This is a genomic window from Stappia sp. MMSF_3263, from assembly GCF_030733745.1.
In the GTDB taxonomy this organism is placed as follows: domain Bacteria; phylum Pseudomonadota; class Alphaproteobacteria; order Rhizobiales; family Stappiaceae; genus Stappia.
In genome coordinates this window covers 1-14,534 of the sequence record NZ_JASHIK010000014.1, presented here as the reverse complement: position 1 = coordinate 14,534, position 14,534 = coordinate 1, and the positions used below count along the sequence as shown (strand labels likewise).

16 protein-coding genes are annotated in these 14,534 nt (G+C 69.2%); 8 read left to right on the top strand and 8 right to left on the bottom strand.

The features are described 5' to 3' along the window. Positions 1 to 271 precede the first annotated feature (271 nt). From RBB46_RS15475 to RBB46_RS15465, 3 genes are all read left to right on the top strand, one after another. Positions 272 to 1,399, top strand: a complete 1,128-nt coding sequence (locus RBB46_RS15475) for a DUF2336 domain-containing protein (protein WP_306029923.1) — start codon at positions 272 to 274, stop codon at positions 1,397 to 1,399. A gap of 129 nt (positions 1,400 to 1,528) precedes the next feature. After that, on the top strand, positions 1,529 to 2,509 hold the full coding sequence (locus RBB46_RS15470) for an ABC transporter substrate-binding protein (RefSeq protein ID WP_306029922.1): 981 nt from the start codon (positions 1,529 to 1,531) through the stop codon (positions 2,507 to 2,509). Between the two features lie 10 nt (positions 2,510 to 2,519). After that, the gene (locus tag RBB46_RS15465; protein ID WP_306029921.1) at positions 2,520 to 4,229 is read left to right on the top strand and encodes an iron ABC transporter permease; all 1,710 of its coding nucleotides are present in this window, start codon (positions 2,520 to 2,522) and stop codon (positions 4,227 to 4,229) included. Here the strand turns inward: RBB46_RS15465 and RBB46_RS15460 are convergent. After that, positions 4,177 to 4,593: a hypothetical protein gene (locus RBB46_RS15460; protein ID WP_306029920.1), complete on the bottom strand. Its 417-nt coding sequence runs from the start codon at positions 4,591 to 4,593 to the stop codon at positions 4,177 to 4,179. The genes RBB46_RS15465 and RBB46_RS15460 overlap by 53 nt on opposite strands. A 194-nt stretch (positions 4,594 to 4,787) precedes the next feature. Here RBB46_RS15460 and RBB46_RS15455 point away from each other — a divergent pair, with 194 nt between their 5' ends. Together RBB46_RS15455 and RBB46_RS15450 are read left to right on the top strand one after the other, a co-directional pair. Then, positions 4,788 to 5,198 (top strand): helix-turn-helix domain-containing protein, encoded by a 411-nt coding sequence (locus RBB46_RS15455; RefSeq protein WP_306029919.1) that lies wholly within the window; start codon positions 4,788 to 4,790, stop codon positions 5,196 to 5,198. Continuing rightward, entirely contained in the window at positions 5,195 to 6,046 is an 852-nt protein-coding gene (locus RBB46_RS15450; protein ID WP_306029918.1) for a DUF6456 domain-containing protein, read from the top strand. The genes RBB46_RS15455 and RBB46_RS15450 overlap by 4 nt, the downstream gene beginning before the upstream one ends. 18 nt (positions 6,047 to 6,064) lie before the next feature. On the opposite strand, the gene RBB46_RS15445 is transcribed toward RBB46_RS15450, so the two are convergent. After that, a complete protein-coding gene (locus tag RBB46_RS15445; protein ID WP_306030023.1) occupies positions 6,065 to 6,496 on the bottom strand; it encodes a SufE family protein in 432 nt (143 codons plus the stop codon). Positions 6,497 to 6,776: 280 nt separating this feature from the next. Next, positions 6,777 to 7,250, bottom strand: a complete 474-nt coding sequence (locus tag RBB46_RS15440) for a DUF5330 domain-containing protein (RefSeq protein ID WP_306029917.1) — start codon at positions 7,248 to 7,250, stop codon at positions 6,777 to 6,779. A gap of 307 nt (positions 7,251 to 7,557) precedes the next feature. Here RBB46_RS15440 and RBB46_RS15435 point away from each other — a divergent pair, with 307 nt between their 5' ends. From RBB46_RS15435 to RBB46_RS15425, 3 genes are read left to right on the top strand one after another with little or no spacing between them, the layout of a single operon-like run. Further along, the gene (locus RBB46_RS15435) at positions 7,558 to 9,381 is read left to right on the top strand and encodes a PAS domain-containing sensor histidine kinase (protein WP_306029915.1); all 1,824 of its coding nucleotides are present in this window, start codon (positions 7,558 to 7,560) and stop codon (positions 9,379 to 9,381) included. Between the two features lie 17 nt (positions 9,382 to 9,398). Next, positions 9,399 to 10,331 (top strand): peptidoglycan-binding domain-containing protein, encoded by a 933-nt coding sequence (locus RBB46_RS15430; protein ID WP_306029914.1) that lies wholly within the window; start codon positions 9,399 to 9,401, stop codon positions 10,329 to 10,331. 40 nt (positions 10,332 to 10,371) lie between these two features. Beyond that, on the top strand, positions 10,372 to 10,713 hold the full coding sequence (locus tag RBB46_RS15425) for a DUF1491 family protein (protein ID WP_306029913.1): 342 nt from the start codon (positions 10,372 to 10,374) through the stop codon (positions 10,711 to 10,713). Positions 10,714 to 11,246: 533 nt separating this feature from the next. Here the strand turns inward: RBB46_RS15425 and RBB46_RS15420 are convergent. The 5 genes from RBB46_RS15420 to RBB46_RS15400 all read right to left on the bottom strand — a co-directional run bounded on the left by RBB46_RS15420 (position 11,247) and on the right by RBB46_RS15400 (position 14,374). Continuing rightward, complete coding sequence (locus RBB46_RS15420) at positions 11,247 to 11,534, bottom strand: GIY-YIG nuclease family protein (protein ID WP_306029912.1); 288 nt, start codon at positions 11,532 to 11,534, stop codon at positions 11,247 to 11,249. A 461-nt stretch (positions 11,535 to 11,995) separates the two neighbouring features. Beyond that, entirely contained in the window at positions 11,996 to 12,631 is a 636-nt protein-coding gene (locus RBB46_RS15415; protein ID WP_306029911.1) for a LysE family translocator, read from the bottom strand. Positions 12,632 to 12,702: 71 nt separating this feature from the next. After that, complete coding sequence (locus tag RBB46_RS15410) at positions 12,703 to 13,326, bottom strand: FMN-binding negative transcriptional regulator (RefSeq protein WP_306029910.1); 624 nt, start codon at positions 13,324 to 13,326, stop codon at positions 12,703 to 12,705. 126 nt (positions 13,327 to 13,452) lie between these two features. After that, complete coding sequence (locus RBB46_RS15405) at positions 13,453 to 13,740, bottom strand: YciI family protein (RefSeq protein ID WP_306029909.1); 288 nt, start codon at positions 13,738 to 13,740, stop codon at positions 13,453 to 13,455. Between the two features lie 58 nt (positions 13,741 to 13,798). Beyond that, on the bottom strand, positions 13,799 to 14,374 hold the full coding sequence (locus tag RBB46_RS15400) for a TetR/AcrR family transcriptional regulator (RefSeq protein ID WP_306029908.1): 576 nt from the start codon (positions 14,372 to 14,374) through the stop codon (positions 13,799 to 13,801). Positions 14,375 to 14,534: the final 160 nt, after the last annotated feature.

Sequence of the window (14,534 nt, the reverse complement as noted above, 5' to 3'; positions counted from 1 at the left end):
CGCCGGCCCTTGAACCCTGGCAGGTCACGCAAAACCATCTGCCGTAAGGGTAGTAGGAATGAGTCACGGTTAATAAGTTGCTAACGCTTTTGCTCCAGTTTGAAGCGGTTCGTGCGTCCCTTGTGGGGCCAAGCGAGCGCGTGTGTAACTGCGTAGCGTAAGCAAGTCCGGCCCAGTGTCCTGTCCTCCCGAGCAAAAAGGGCCCGCCAACGGCCCTCCGGTATCGTCGAAGGACCCGGTTTCACCGGGGCAGCCGAGCGCGCACAGGCAGATGGAAGGCGTGGTGGATCTGTCGCTCGAACCCGAACGCAAACGCAAGGCCGGCGTGCTGCTGGCGGCGACCGAGCTTTATGTCGCGCGCGACCGTCACGACACGGCCGAGCAGCGCATCTTTTCCGAACTGTTCCGCCAGCTCCTGCCCGACGCGCCGGTGCAGCACCGCCGCATGATCGCGAGCCTTCTTGCGGACTATGCGCACACGCCGGCCGATTGCCTCTCCCTGCTTGCCGCCGATGCCGACGCCGATGTCGCCGCACGCGCGCTGTCCTCGGCCGGCCCGCTGGCCGAGACCGACCTGATGACGGGCGCCGCCAGGGGCGCGGAGACAGTGCGCCGGGCGATCGCGGGGCGCTCCGCGATGCCGGCGGGCGTCGCGCAGGTGTTGCTGCGTCATGCCGATGCGGAAACGCTGAAGGTGCTGCTCGCGCGCCCCGACTGCCCGCTGGACGACGAGGCGTTCGCCATTCTCGCCGCGCGGCCGCAGGTGCTGGCCGCGCTGGCGCCCGAACTTGCCAGCCGCCGGGCACTGCCCGCTCCGCTTCTGTTCGCGCTGTTTCTCGATCTCGACCCGGCCGGGCGCATGGAGGCGATTGCCGCCGCCGAGGCCCGGGCGCTCGGCGAACTGGCCCGCAAGGGCGATCCGCGCGTGCTCAATGCCGCCTTCAAGCCGGCGGTGCTGAAGTCGCTGGTCGATGCGGCCCTGTCCGGCGGCGTCGCGGTGTTCGCCGCCCATCTTGCCTATACGCTGGCCTTGTCCGGGGACACGGCCGCGCGTCTGGTCGACGACACGGGCGGTGAGGCGCTGGTGGTGGCGCTCCGGGCGCTCGGCACCGGCGACAGCGAAAGCGGCCGCATTCTCGTGCGTCTGCTCGGCCAGAGCGTGCCGCTGGATCGCTTGCGCCAGCTGATCTCCCTGCATGACCGGATCACGCCGCGCGCCGCGATGCTGCTTGTCGAGGGCCTGCGCGCAGGCATCCCGGCATCCGTTGTCCGTCCGGCATCCGGCATTGCCTCGCCGTTCGGCGGCATCGCCCATGCGGACCGGCGCGAGGTCGGCGCCCCGCGCCAGACGGGAAGCGGAACCAACCCGCTGGCGACAGGCCGCCGCGACGTCGGCTAGATCGGCGTAATCGGCAAATTTTCCGGGGCCGGTGGGCGGACGCACAAGAAACTGTTACATGCGGCTGATATGGCCCCGGGATCGCCCGCTCCGCCGGGCCGGGACAGACCACGCCGAATGGGGATCCGCATGTTCAAGACCAAGCTGCTCGCAGCGCTTCTCACCGTGTCGCTCGCAACGCCTGCCATGGCCGACGTATCGGGCAAGCTGGTGCTCTACACGTCGCAGCCCAATGCCGACGCTCAGCAGACCGTCGACGCGTTCAAGGCGAAGCATCCCGGCGTCGAGATCGAATGGGTGCGTGACGGCACCTCCAAGGTGATGGCCAAGCTGCGCGCCGAGTTCGCCGCCGGCGACCCGCAGCCGGACGTGCTGCTCATCGCCGACACCGTCACCATGGAAGGCCTCAAGCAGGAAGGCCGTCTTCTCGCTCACGAGGGCGCAGACGTCTCCGCCTATGATCCCGCGATCATGGACAAGGACCGGACCTACTTCTCCACCAAGCTGATCACCACCGGCATCATGTACAACACCGGCGCCGAAATGGTGCCGGCCTCCTACAAGGACCTGTTGAAGCCGGAAGCCAAGGACAAGCTGGCGATGCCCTCGCCGCTGACCTCGGGCGCGGCCACCATCCACATGGTGGCGGTGACCGGTCATCCGGATCTCGGCTGGGACTTCTACGAGGGTCTGGCGGAGCAGGGCGCCAACCCGCAGGGCGGCAATGGCGGCACCTACAAGGCGATTGCCGGCGGCGAGAAGCTTTACGGCTTCATCGTCGACTTCCTCGCCATCCGCGGCGCCGCCGAGGGCGCGCCGGTCGCTTTCGTCTTCCCGCAGGAGGGTGTTTCGGCGGTGACCGAGCCGGTCGCGATCCTGAAGACGGCGAAAAACCCGGATGCGGCCAAGGCCTTCGTCGACTTCCTGCTGTCCGAGGATGGCCAGAAGCTCGCCGCCAGCCAGGGCTACCTGCCGGCGCATCCCGCCGTTGACGCTCCCGAGGGCTTCCCCTCGCGCGACAAGATCAAGCTGCTGGACTTCGACGCCGCCAAGGCGCTTGAGGGCGACACCGCCAACAAGTTGAAGTTCGAAGAAATCTTCGGCGGATAAGGCGTTTCCCTTGCGCAACGCCATCGCCTTTCGCGGCGGCGAGGGCCTGTCCCTCGCCCCCGTCTGCATTCTCGTCACCGCGCTGTGCGGGCTGCCGCTGGCCTTGCTGTTTGCCGTCGGGCTTGCCCCGGACGGCGTCCTGTCGCTGGCGCCGCTCAGCGAGACGCTTGCCAGCCGCTCGGTGCAGCGGGCGCTGTGGAACTCGCTGGAAAGCAGCTTCCTCTCCGCCGTGCTCGCGACGGTCCTCGGCACCGCGCTGGCGCTCGCCGTCGGCCTGACCAACCTGCGCGCCAAGGCGGCACTGGTCTTCCTGGTGCTGGTGCCGATGATGATCCCGCCGCACGTGACGGCGATCGCCTGGAGCCAGGCGCTCGGCCCGGCCAGCCCGGTGCTGCAATGGCTCGGCCTTGCGCCTCCTCCCGGCGCGGCCCATCCGGTCTATTCGCTGCAGGGGCTTGTCGCTCTGCTTGCCCTGCAGCACATGCCCATCGTCTTTCTCGTGGTGCGCGCGGGCCTGCGAGCCTTTCCGCGCGAACTCAGCGATGCAGCCCGCGTCAGCGGCGCCCGCGCGCCGCGCCTGCTCTGGCGGATCACCCTGCCGTTGCTGGCGCCCTCGCTGCTTGCCGGCTTCGTTCTGGCCTTCGTCAGCGCACTCGGAAATTTCGGCATCAACGCGCTGATCGGCATCCCGGCCCGCTACACCACCTTGCCGGTGTTGATCTGGCGCCGGCTTGCCGGCTTTGGCCCCGACATCATCGGCTCCGTCGCTCTGGTCGCCATCGTGCTGGCACTGGTGACGCTGGTGCTCGTCGCCCTGCAGGGCGCGCTCCAGCGGCGCCTGCGCAACGCGCTTGTCGGCCTGCCGCAACAGCCGCTGGCGGTCGATCTCGGCCGCGCCCGCCTGCCGGTGGAGATCGGCGTGTGGACGTTCCTGGCCCTGACCTTGTTGCTGCCGGCGGCCTCGCTGGTCGCCACCTCGCTGGTGCGCACCTACGGATTGCCGCTGGCCGCCGACAGCTTCACCCTGGAAAACTACGCCGAGATCCTGTTCCGCCAGTCGGTGACGCTGCGCGCCTTCGCCAATTCGACCTTCGCCGCTGCCGTCGCCGCCATCCTGATTGCCGCCATTTCGGTGATCCTGGGCTATTTCCTGACTGTCGGGCGCGGCGCCTCGCGCCGGCTTGCCGGCCTTGTCGCGGCGCAAGCCGATGTCGCCTACGCCGTGCCCGGCCTTGTCATGTCGATTGCCTTCATCCTGATGTTCCTGCGGCCGCTGCCCCTTGTCGGCGTTGGCCTTTACGGCACGCTGGCGATCATTCTCATCGCCTATGTCGCGGTGTTCCTGTCGATCGGGCTGAAATCGGTGAGCGCCGCCTACATGCAGATCGATGCCAGTCTCGACGATGCCGCGCGCGTGTCCGGCGCGGGGTTCACCCGCCGCATCGCGCGCATCTATGCCCCGCTCGTGGCACCGGCGGCCGCCTCGGGGGCGATCCTCGTCTTCCTCACCTCCTACAACGAGGTGACGGTCTCCGCGCTGCTCTGGTCGGCCGGCAACGAGACCATCGGCACCACGATCTTCAATTACGAGGACGGCGGCTACACGACGCTGGCCGCGGCCATGGCAAGCGTCACGGTGGTGGCGACCGTGGTGGTCATGCTGGCGGTCAATGCGCTTGCCCGTCACGTGCCGGCGGGAACGATTCCCTGGAAGGACTGAACGCGGGCCGGTGCGGGGCCGGCTGCCGCCGCGAAGCTTCGCACTCCGGGCCGCGTGTCAGCTCGCGCGCCGGCTTGCGGGCGAGAGTGCGCGCCAGGTCGCGCGCCTGTTGCAGCGCCAGCAGGCGATTGGGATCATGCGCCCAGGAGCCGTCGCACCCCAGTTGCCGCTCGGCGCGCTCGGCCTGATCGAGCCACTTCAGCTGGCGGGCGAACTCGGCGGCGGTGAGCCCGCTCTCCTTGCCGGACCTGCTCGCGTGGGGGACGCCAAGGCGTTGCGCGACCCGCTCGTAAAGCGCCGGAAGGTCCGTGTCCTTCGGACATGGTCGTGACGATGTTCCTGCATCCCGCTGCTCTCCCGCCATGCCTCGCCCCTTCCGTGCGCGCCTCGTCGAAAACGTCCCGCCAGGGCGCCAGTATCGCATCGCCGGAGCCTTGCGAGGATGCGGAACGGGCATCGGCGTGCCGTGCGGGGAGGGCGGGAAGACTTATCCCCGCCGGCAGGTTTTTCCCGTATTGATATAGGAATATAAACCTAAGATTGAATGTGGAGGCGAATATGCTTGAACCGGCGCAAGAGGCAGGGATGGCGCATGGCGAGGGGATGGGCGCGGCGAGGGCCGGGGCGGGGCGACGGCGTCGTCCGGCCCCCGGGGCCGGTCCGCTTGTCACCGCCTGCGTCATGTCGGTCTTCGATGTCAGCGAGGAGGATATCGCACGCGGCAGCCGCGGCCCGGCGCGTGTCGCGCTGGCACGCCAGGTCGCCATGTACCTGCATCACGTCATTCTCGCGCGGACGCTGACGGATATCGCCGTCGGCTTCGGCCGAGACCGCACCACGGTCGCCCATGCCTGCCGGCTGGTGGAGGACCGGCGGGACGAGCCGGAGTTCGACGCGATGATCAGCGAGCTGGAAACGGCCCTTCACGCGGGCCTTGCGCTGATCCGCGGCGCCCGGCGGGCGGCATGACGGCACCCGTGAGAAAGGAGCGCGCCGATACGGGGCGCGGCCTCGACCGGTTGCTGGCGCGGCTCTCGGCGGCACCGTCCTGGATTGTCGCGGCGCGCGACCGGGAGGAGGAAGGGGCTGGTGGCGCCGCGCCGGGGAGCGTGCGCCTGATTGCGCGGCGATGTGCCGGGCCGGGACATGGGCAGGGGGAGGCGACAGGCCCGGCGGGGTCGGCAGGGCTCGTCGTCGATGCCGGCCTGCTGCGCCTTCTGGCCGGCGAAGGGTTGGTGGAGCGCGGGTCGGGCGCGGCGCTTCATCTGTCGCAGGCCGGTCGCCAGAGGCTGAAACGGGCGGGGGCGGGGGAGGACCGGTTTCTGGAGCAGCACCGGGAAACGGGCACGCGCCGTCTGCCGGATGGCGGCGCCGGGGAGATTGTCACCGTCAATCACGCGGAAAGTCCGCTCGCCTGGCTGCGCAACAGGACGTCGCGCGACGGCCGGCGCCTGATCGATGCGGCGCAGTTCGAGGCCGGCGAGCGGCTGCGGGCGGATCACGCCTTCGGTCAGATCGTGCCGGGCATGCGCGGCATGGCCTGGTCGGCACTGGGGACCGGTGCGGGCGGCGCGCAAGGGGGCGGCGGCCGCGGCGGGCTGGCGGAACTGAGCGATGCGGCCATCGCCGCCCGGCAGCGGCTGGAGCATGCCCTAGCCGATGTCGGGCCGGAGCTTGCCGGCGTGCTGGTCGATGTCTGCTGCGATCTCAAGGGGCTGGAACAGGTGGAGCGCGCGCGCGGCTGGCCGCCGCGCTCGGCCAAGGTCATCCTGTCGCTCGGCTTGACCCGGCTGGCGCGTCACTACGGCTGTGGCTAGGCGGGTTTCGTGCCGGCCTCAGGCGTCCGCCAGGGCCGTGCGGGCATCGGAGCGGATCCGCTCGACCATGGACTTCAGCCCGTTGGCGCGTTGCGCGGAAAGGTGCTCCTTGAGACCGATCCGGCCGAAGATCCCGTCGATGTCTGTGGTCGCGATGGTCTGCGCGTCGCGCCCGGAATAGGTGGCCAGAACGATGGCGACGAGACCCTTGACGATATGGGCGTCGCTGTCGCCCTGGTAGACCAGCACCGGAGTGCCGTCCGCGCCCGGCTCGACATGCCGGGTGAGCCAGACCTGCGAGGCGCAGCCGCGCACCTTGTTCTCGTCGGTGCGCTCGTCCTCGGGAAACTCGGGAAGCATGCGGCCGAGCTCGATGACATAGCGGTAGCGGTCGTCCCAGTCCTCGAGAAATTCGAAGTTTTCGAGAATGTCGTCGAGCGGTGGGATCATGGTTGCCATCTGGTCGTGAACGCGTTCCGTCCCGCTATATAGGCCCTTGCCGGCCGGTTGGGAACCGCAAGCGGCCGGCGCGGGAGCGCGGACCGGAGGCGCAAAAGAAAAAACCCGCAGGTGGAAAGGGCAGCAATCCACCTGCGGGCGGCGGGATGTCCCCGCCGGGAGTTCGCGCAATGCAAAGGGCGTTCGCTGCGGGAAGCGCTGTCCCCGCAAGGGCTAAGGCGTCGCGTCAGGCATCGGCGGCCTGATTTTGGCTCTGGCTCTGAACTCAGGCTCAGGCCGGCCGGTCGCGCAGTGCGGGCTTGGGCATCGGCACCGCGGTGGTGCCGGGCACGTTTGCGGCTTGCGCGGCACGGCGCTCGCCCGTCCGGCCGGCGGCATGCTCCGCGCTGTCGGCCGGCACCGTCGCCACGGGCGCCGGCAGGGCCCAGTCCGGCTCGAGATCGGAGGCGGTCAGCGTGCCTGTCGCGCCGGTGGTCAGGTTGCCGTCCTCGTCGAGATACTCGTAGATCATCTTGGCGCTGACCTTGGCCTTGGCGCCGATCTGGGTGATCGCCTGGCCGCCCGTCTCGCAGGTCTGCGGGTTGCGCTCGCAGAAGCCGGACAGGTCGCTGATGGTCGATTGTGCGGCGAAGAACGCCGTCACGGGATTGATGCCGCTGCCGGATGTCTCCTCGCTGCCGGTGTCGATCGGCAGGAGCAGGAGGATCAGGCCGATCCAGAATGCGCTTCTGAGAAGAAAGAACATGGTTGCTGCCCTTGACTGTCTGTTCGTTCGCCTCGGAAACCGGTCGCCGAATGTCGGTCGCCGGGTCCGTTATGAAGACAATCTAGCACGCAGGTTCCAACGCCGGGTTGAGTCGGAAACCCGCATTTTCGACAAGTTCGACGCAAAATTTTCGAAAACTTGATTCAAATTTTATCGAAATTGTCGCCTCCTTTGTCGTGGGGAAGCATGGCTCCGAAAAGCGGTGGTTTCATGGTTCCTTAAGCCGTTCCTGTGACCATCGGGCAAGGTTCGATCAACGGGCGGCACGCGTGCCGGAAAGAGAATAATGATCCCAGGATTGCAGGACCGGCTGAGGCTTGCGGCAAGTCATGTCGACGCTTTGGTGCATCCCGGCGCGGCCCGCGACGCGGTTGCGCGGGCGCGCCACGGCGCGTTTATCCGCGGCCATCTGGCCTGCGGCGCGCTGGCGCTGGCCGTGCTGCCGATGCTGCTCGCTTTCAACGGCGTGACGACGCTGGCGCTGGCGCTGGTGCTCGGCTGGCTGACCGCACATCTGCCGCTGGCGATGTATGTCTCTCGCAGCGGCAACCTGGCGCGCGGCCATCTCGCCTCCGCCGTGCTGTTCGCGGTCTTCTTCGCCGGCCTTGCCGGCCTCACCGGCGGTCTCGAATCACCTGTCCTGCCCTTCCTCGTGCTGGCGCCGCTGGAGGCGGCCCTTGCCGGCTCGCGGCGCGTGGTTGTCGCGATGGTCGCCCTGGCGACGGCCCTTCTCGCCGGCCTGTGGATGTTCGCGCATGGCGCACCGGCAACCGGGGCGATCGCCGGCGTGCTGCCGGTGAGCGTTGTCGCCATCGTGCTGGCGCTGCTGCATGCCGCCCTGCTTGCCGTCCGCCTGACCTCCGACACACGGCTGCAGGCCGCGCGCCTGGCCGACGCGAGCCGCCGCGCCGACCTTCTCGGCGGCATGATCGGCGAGGCGGTGCTGGGCCATGCCCCCGGTGGCCAGGTCGAGGCGGTAACGCCGTCGGCCGCCGCGCTCTTCGAGCTTGCGCCCAACACCGGCGCGCGCGAGCTTTCCGGCGACGGGCTCTTCGCCCGTGTCCATGTCGGCGACCGCCCGGCCTATCTCAAGGCGCTCAGCGACACCGCCCAGGACGGCGCGCCGCGCCGCATCGAGATCCGCTTGCGCAAGGGCGCCAGTCAGCCGGGCGAGGCCGGACAGGCGGCCCATGCCTGGATGGAGATGAACTGCCGCGCCGACGCGCAAGGGCAGGTCGTTTCGGTGCTGCGCGATGTCGACGGCGAAAAGCGCCTGGCCGCCGAGCGCGACCTTGCCCGCACCGAGGCGGCCGCCGCGCATGACGCCCGCTCGCGCTTCCTGGCGACCGTCAGCCACGAGTTGCGCACCCCGCTCAACGCGATTCTCGGCTTTTCCGACCTGTTGCGCGGCCAACCGGCGGGCGAGGGCGGCACGGCGCCGGCGATCCTGCCCGTCGACCCGGCCCGCACGGCCGAATATGCCGGCCTCATCCACCAGTCGGGCAGCCATCTGCTGCAGATCGTCAACGACATGCTGAACATGGCCCGTATCGAGGCGGGGCAGTTCGAGATCCACGCCGAGAACTTCGATGTGCGCGCCTGTCTCGACGGTTGCCGGCGGATGCTGGAGCCGGAGGCGGAGAAACTCGGCCTGCGCCTCGCCTGCGACCTGCCGCTCGCGCTGGGGACGTTTTCGGCTGATGAGCGGGCCTGCCGCCAGATCGCCCTGAACCTTTTGTCCAACGCCCTGAAATTCACGCCGCAGGGCGGCCGCGTGGTGCTGTTCGCCCGGGCCGAGGCATCGGGCCTCGTCTTCGGCGTGCGCGACACCGGCATCGGCATCGCGCCGGAGGACCAGGACCGGGTGGCGCTGCCGTTCGTCCAGGCAAGTTCCGGCCTGTCGCGCCTGCATGACGGCGCCGGCCTCGGCCTGTCGGTGGTCAAGGGCCTGGCCGAACTTCACGGCGGACGCATGATGCTGGAAAGCAGGGTCGGCGAGGGGACCTGCATCAGCGTCGCGCTGCCACTCCGCGGGACGCGGACACGGCCCGCACGGGGCGACAGTGCCATCGTCCCGACCCTGCAACAGGACCTGAAGCGCAGCGCATGAGCGCAAGGAAGAAAGACATGAGCCGCTCGCCCCGCGATACGGGCGCCCCCGCGCCACGGCGCGGCCGCCAACACGAACCGCTGGCTCCCGCGCGCCCGGCGCCGACCGGGCTCGGCGCCGCCGCGCTCGACAATCCGGTCGCCGCCGGCGGCTGGCTGGTGATGGCGCTGACCGGCGTCCTGATCGTCGCCAATGCCATGGCCTTCCAACCCGGCCGCCATCCCGCGCCGCTGTTTGCCACCCGTGACGCGCCGAGCGCCCCGGTCGCGGAACCGGGAAGCGCGGCACCCAGCGCCGAGACGCTCGCCCGCCAGCGGCTGGTGCGCGACGTGCAGGTCGAACTGCGGCGCCTTGGCATGTATGGCGGGTTGCTCGACGGGTTGAGCGGTCCGGCCACCGAACGCGGCGTGCGCGCCTACCAGCGTGCGCGCGGACTGGCCGAGACCGGCCATGTCGACGAAGCGCTGCTGGCCCGCCTGGCAATGGATACCGGCGAGGGCGAGGCCGGCTTCGGCCATCCGCCGGTGCCCCCGCTGCCGCCCGAAACCGCGCCGCGCGCCGATGCCGGCCGCGCCGTGCCCCGTCCCTCCGCCGCCGCACCGGCCACCACGGCGTCCATCCCGGCCGCACTTCCGGCGGCGACGGCGAGCGTGTCCACCTCGCGCATCACCGCCGAGGGCGCCGCTCCGGTGCCGCCGGCGCCCGTCGGCGCGGCATCGCCCGCACCCGGTGCCGGCGCCAGCCCGGAACGGGCCCGCATTGCCCGGATCCAGGCGGCCCTGGCCCAAATGGGCTATGGCCCCATTGATATCGATGGCTATGCTGGCGAACAGACCGCCAATGCGGTGCGCCGCTTCGAACTCGACCGGGGCCTTGCCATCACCGGCGCGCCGGACGCGCGGATCGAGCGCGAGATCGAGCGCGTGCTGGGTCATCCGATCACCGGTTGAGCGCCAGGACGGCCCGCACCGTCAGCAGACAGGAACGCGCATGCGCCTCACCTCCGGCTTCTGGGTTTCCGCGCTGGTGCGCCGATGCTTTTCCGAAAACGCCTATGCCAGCGTCGCCGCGCGCGGCGCCGAGGAGGCCGGCGCGGTCTACCTGGTCGTCGACCGCCGCGACGGCACTCATGATTTCTATGCGCCCGCGCCGCAGAGCCTGTTCATGCAGGGCGGGCCGGGCGAGCGCCTGTTCGAAAAGCGGCTTGCGGGTGCCCCCCGCGAGGAGGTCGACGCCCGCCTTGCCTCCGAGCGGCGCATGGATCCGGATGTCTGGGTGGTCGAGATCGAGGATCGCGAGGGACGCGTCTTCTGGGACGTCGCCGAGGGCTGAGGCGCGCGCGAACCGCGTCTCCGTCGTTGCCATATGGCGGCGGAACTGGCCTTTTCCGTCCGCCCGGACGCCCTTCCTCCGCGCAGCCGGTGACACTCTGGCCTCGCCCCGTCCCGGACGTCATACCTCCGTGCTGCCGCTGACACTCCGGCCTTGCCTCCCGCTCAGGCGTCATCCCCGGCTCCGACCGGGGATCCATTGGCAACCCCGGCGGGTGTGATGGTTCTTGGCAGTAGCGGCGAGCGTGAAGGCTTCCACCGTCAGTGCATCGGACTGGCACGCGGCGGTCGCGTTTCCCGTCGCTCCCGCTCTGGGAACGAATGGGCCCCCGCTCTGCGCTGCGCTCCGGCGGGGGTGACGGCTTGAGGGCGGGATTTCGTCCGAGTGCGGGGTGACGGCCTGAGGGAGGGGGTGACGGCGTGAGGGAGGGGCGGCGTCGAGGTGCTGCCCGCAACCCCGGTGTGACGAGCGAGTGTGGGCCCCTACCGGAGTGGTCTCATGTTCGTTTTCGCAAAGGGTGAACTTGCTGTTTTTTACAGATTCAGGGTGCCGTAGAGATCGTCCCATTGGGGATTGAACGCGTCGATTGCCTGGATCTTCCATGCCCGGTTCCAGCGCTTTAGCCGTTTCTCCCGGGAGATCGCATCCAGGATCGCCGGATAGGTCTCGTAGTAGACCAGCCTGCTGACGCCATGTCGGCGCGTGAAACCGTCGACTGTTCCCGTGCGATGCTCGTGGATCCGCCGTGCGAGGTCGTTGGTAACGCCTACATAGAATGTACCGTTGCGCCGGCTTGCAAGGATGTAGACGAAGTATGCCATGCCGGCATGGTTGTATGCTTGTTGTCCCGCCGCAACTGTCCTGTGGTGCTCGGCGGATCGCCGGAGGTGCCTCTCAGGCTTTGTCTCTTCGAACCGGGGCCGTCACACCGGGCCTCGCCCCGTCCCGGACGTCATACCTCCGTGCTGCCGATGTCACTCCGGCCTTGTCTCCCACTCAGGCGTCATCCCCGGCTCCGACCGGGGATCCATTGGCAACCCCGGCGGGTGTGATGGTTCTTGGCAGTAGCGGCGAGCGTGAAGGTTTCCACCGTCAGTGGATCGGACCGGCTCGCCACCGCCGCGTTTCCCGTCGCTCCCGCTCTGGGAACGAATGGGCCCCCGCTCTGCGCTGCGCTCCGGCGGGGGTGACGGCCTGAGGGCGGGATTTCGTCCAAGTGCCGGCCGTGGGCGGGGGTGACGGCGTGACGAGCGCGTGCGGGGTGACGGCCTGAGGGAGGGGCCTACCCCCTCTGCAATGCCAGATGCGCGCCGAGGCCGATGAGGATCGCACCGCCCGTCCGCCGCGCCAGCTTCTGCGCCCGGCCCGAGCGGGCAAGCCGCGACCTGAGCGAGGCGGCGAAGAGAACGCAGGCAAGGTCGGCGGAGGAGAAGATCGCGTTGACCGCCGTGCCGAGGATCAGGAACTGCACCCAGACGGGAAAGGCGGCGCCCGGGTCGACGAATTGCGGCAGGAAGGCCAGGAAGAAGACCGCCGTCTTCGGGTTGAGAACTTCCACCGTGATGCTTTCCAGGAACGCCTTGCGCGCCGAACTCGTCCGCGCGGCCGTCTCCTCGCCTTGCGCGGGCTTGCCGGCATTGCGGATCAAGGTGAAGCCGAGCCAGACCAGATAGAGCGCGCCGGCGATCTTCACCGCCAGATAGAGCGGCGGCACGGCGTGGAAGAGGACCGAGAGACCGGCGGCGGCGGCCAGCACATGGACATAACCGCCAAGATGGATGCCGAGCGCGGCCATCAGCCCGGCGAAACGGCCGCGCGCCAGCGTCTGCGCCGCCGCATAAAGCATCGCGGGGCCGGGCATGTAGGCGAAGATCGCCGTGGTGGCGAGAAAGGCGAGAAGGATCTCGGTCGAGGGCATCGGGCGGGTTCCTTCCGCGGGGTTCCTTGAAAGGCGGTTCCAGGCGCTGCGCCGGGACCGCGCGAAGAGGCCTAAACGGGAATTCCGCCGGCAACCGCAAGCGCGCGCTCGCCGCCTTCGCGGCGCAGGCCTTCCGCTACCCCGGCGCGGTCCTCGGCGCTGCGGTTCTGGCTCATCTTGCGCTTGCCCTCGATCCGCGAAATCTCCAGCCGCAGGCCGACGATACCGCGCAATTGCGCGGCGATGAAAGCCCCGGGGGCATCGCCGACCTTCCAGGCCCCCTCGCGCCCCGCCTCGTGGCGGTTGGTCAGCCGGGTGACGAGGTCGAGAAGCCGCCCGGCATCCTCGAAGAATTCGGCCGTGCCATAGGCATGCACGGCGGCGTAGTTCCAAGTGGGCACCACCTTGCCGTGCTCGCGCTTGGTCGCATACCAGCCCGGCGAGACATAGGCATCGCTGCCGGAAAAAAGCACCATCGCCTCTCCGAGAACGGGCGTGCGCCATTGCGGGTTGGCCCGCGCCAGATGGCCGTAAAGCGTGCCGTGCGGTCCCTCGTGCGGATCGAAAAGCAGCGGCAGCGGCGTTGCCATCAGCCCGTCGGGCGTGGCGGTGACGAGGCTGGCAAGGCCCGCCCCTTCGATCATCGCCTGCAGGGCTTGCGGGTCGTCCTCGCGAAAGGCGGGGGGCGTGTACATGGTCTCCGTCTCCGGTCACGTCGGGATCGGCCGGCAGAGATAACCGATCCGCGCCGCGATCCGAAGGTCCGCCTGACCGGAGAAGGGGAGGGCCAGTTGCGCTCCTTCCCCTTCGCGCGGCCGGCATCAGGCGATGAGCGCCTGCAGTCGCTCCTCCGTCCTTGCCGGGGCGATCTCGTGGATCTCGGCGCTGACCACGCCTTCCGCCACGAACGGATCGGCGGCGATGCGGGCCTCCAGCGCGGCCCGGTCCTCGCCGCGCGCCAGCACGGCGCCGCCGAGCCCGGGCTTGAGGCTGCCGGCCATCAGGAAGATGCCATCCTCGAAGCCCTTGGCGACCCAGGCATTGTGGCCGTCCATATGCGCGCCGGCGGCGGCGCGGTTTTCGGCGAATTTCAGCAACACGACATACATGTTTTCAGGTCCTTTTCGTGAGATCGAGAAGAACGGGGCCGGGCGGGACCCGGCCCGCTCAGTGCCGGCCGGCGGCGAGCCCTTCGAGCCAGGCGCACATTTCGGCGACCTCCCGCTCGACGAACTCCGTGTCACCGAGGGCATTGGCGAGCGTCGCCACGCCTTGCGAGCGGGCGAGAAGATGCAGGGCGAGGCCGTCGGCCTCCGCCTGCCCGCGCCCGAGCAGGGTGAACTGCCGGGCAAGCCAGTCGCGAAACAGGGTGAAGAGCCTCGCCGCATCGCTCAGCGAGGGATGGGCAAGCTTGGCAAGCTCGCCGGTCAGCGTGCCGACCGGGCAGCCATGGCGCATGATCTTCGCCTGGTTGGCGATCAGGATGCGGATGAAGCAGCGGATGCGCACCGTGGGGCTGTCGCCCTCGCTCTCCCAGCGCGCCAGCATGGCGCGGGTGTTGGCCAGCCTGAGTTCGATGACGGCCGCCAGGATCTCGTCCTTGCTCTTGAAATGGTAGTAGAAATTGCCGCGCGAGATGCCCACCGCCGCCGCGATGTCGGCAAAGGACGTGTGCTCGAAGCCTTGTTGGTAGAACAGCCCGTCCGCCTCGCTGACGATCTCCTCGCGCGTCGTGCCGGCCATCTCCCCACACCCTTCTTTTCTTGTCGTTTTCGCGCCGCCCGGACGCGCCGCCTCATGAAAGCGGCGCCTCATGATGGCAGTGTTTTGGGACGCTTGTCCTAATGCGATGATTAGGACAAACGTCCTAATCCTGTCAAGCGGGGTAGCAGGGATACGGGGG

What these genes read in the sequence shown, in the direction of transcription:
- RBB46_RS15475 (WP_306029923.1), top strand. Translation starts at nt 272, where the DNA reads ATGGAAGGCGTGGTGGATCTGTCGCTCGAACCCGAACGCAAACGCAAG.
- RBB46_RS15470 (WP_306029922.1), top strand. Translation starts at nt 1,529, where the DNA reads ATGTTCAAGACCAAGCTGCTCGCAGCGCTTCTCACCGTGTCGCTCGCA.
- RBB46_RS15460 (WP_306029920.1), bottom strand. Translation starts at nt 4,593, where the DNA reads ATGGCGGGAGAGCAGCGGGATGCAGGAACATCGTCACGACCATGTCCG.
- RBB46_RS15455 (WP_306029919.1), top strand. Translation starts at nt 4,788, where the DNA reads ATGCTTGAACCGGCGCAAGAGGCAGGGATGGCGCATGGCGAGGGGATG.
- RBB46_RS15450 (WP_306029918.1), top strand. Translation starts at nt 5,195, where the DNA reads ATGACGGCACCCGTGAGAAAGGAGCGCGCCGATACGGGGCGCGGCCTC.
- RBB46_RS15445 (WP_306030023.1), bottom strand. Translation starts at nt 6,496, where the DNA reads ATGATCCCACCGCTCGACGACATTCTCGAAAACTTCGAATTTCTCGAG.
- RBB46_RS15440 (WP_306029917.1), bottom strand. Translation starts at nt 7,250, where the DNA reads ATGTTCTTTCTTCTCAGAAGCGCATTCTGGATCGGCCTGATCCTCCTG.
- RBB46_RS15435 (WP_306029915.1), top strand. Translation starts at nt 7,558, where the DNA reads ATGATCCCAGGATTGCAGGACCGGCTGAGGCTTGCGGCAAGTCATGTC.
- RBB46_RS15430 (WP_306029914.1), top strand. Translation starts at nt 9,399, where the DNA reads ATGAGCCGCTCGCCCCGCGATACGGGCGCCCCCGCGCCACGGCGCGGC.
- RBB46_RS15425 (WP_306029913.1), top strand. Translation starts at nt 10,372, where the DNA reads ATGCGCCTCACCTCCGGCTTCTGGGTTTCCGCGCTGGTGCGCCGATGC.
- RBB46_RS15420 (WP_306029912.1), bottom strand. Translation starts at nt 11,534, where the DNA reads ATGGCATACTTCGTCTACATCCTTGCAAGCCGGCGCAACGGTACATTC.
- RBB46_RS15415 (WP_306029911.1), bottom strand. Translation starts at nt 12,631, where the DNA reads ATGCCCTCGACCGAGATCCTTCTCGCCTTTCTCGCCACCACGGCGATC.
- RBB46_RS15410 (WP_306029910.1), bottom strand. Translation starts at nt 13,326, where the DNA reads ATGTACACGCCCCCCGCCTTTCGCGAGGACGACCCGCAAGCCCTGCAG.
- RBB46_RS15405 (WP_306029909.1), bottom strand. Translation starts at nt 13,740, where the DNA reads ATGTATGTCGTGTTGCTGAAATTCGCCGAAAACCGCGCCGCCGCCGGC.
- RBB46_RS15400 (WP_306029908.1), bottom strand. Translation starts at nt 14,374, where the DNA reads ATGGCCGGCACGACGCGCGAGGAGATCGTCAGCGAGGCGGACGGGCTG.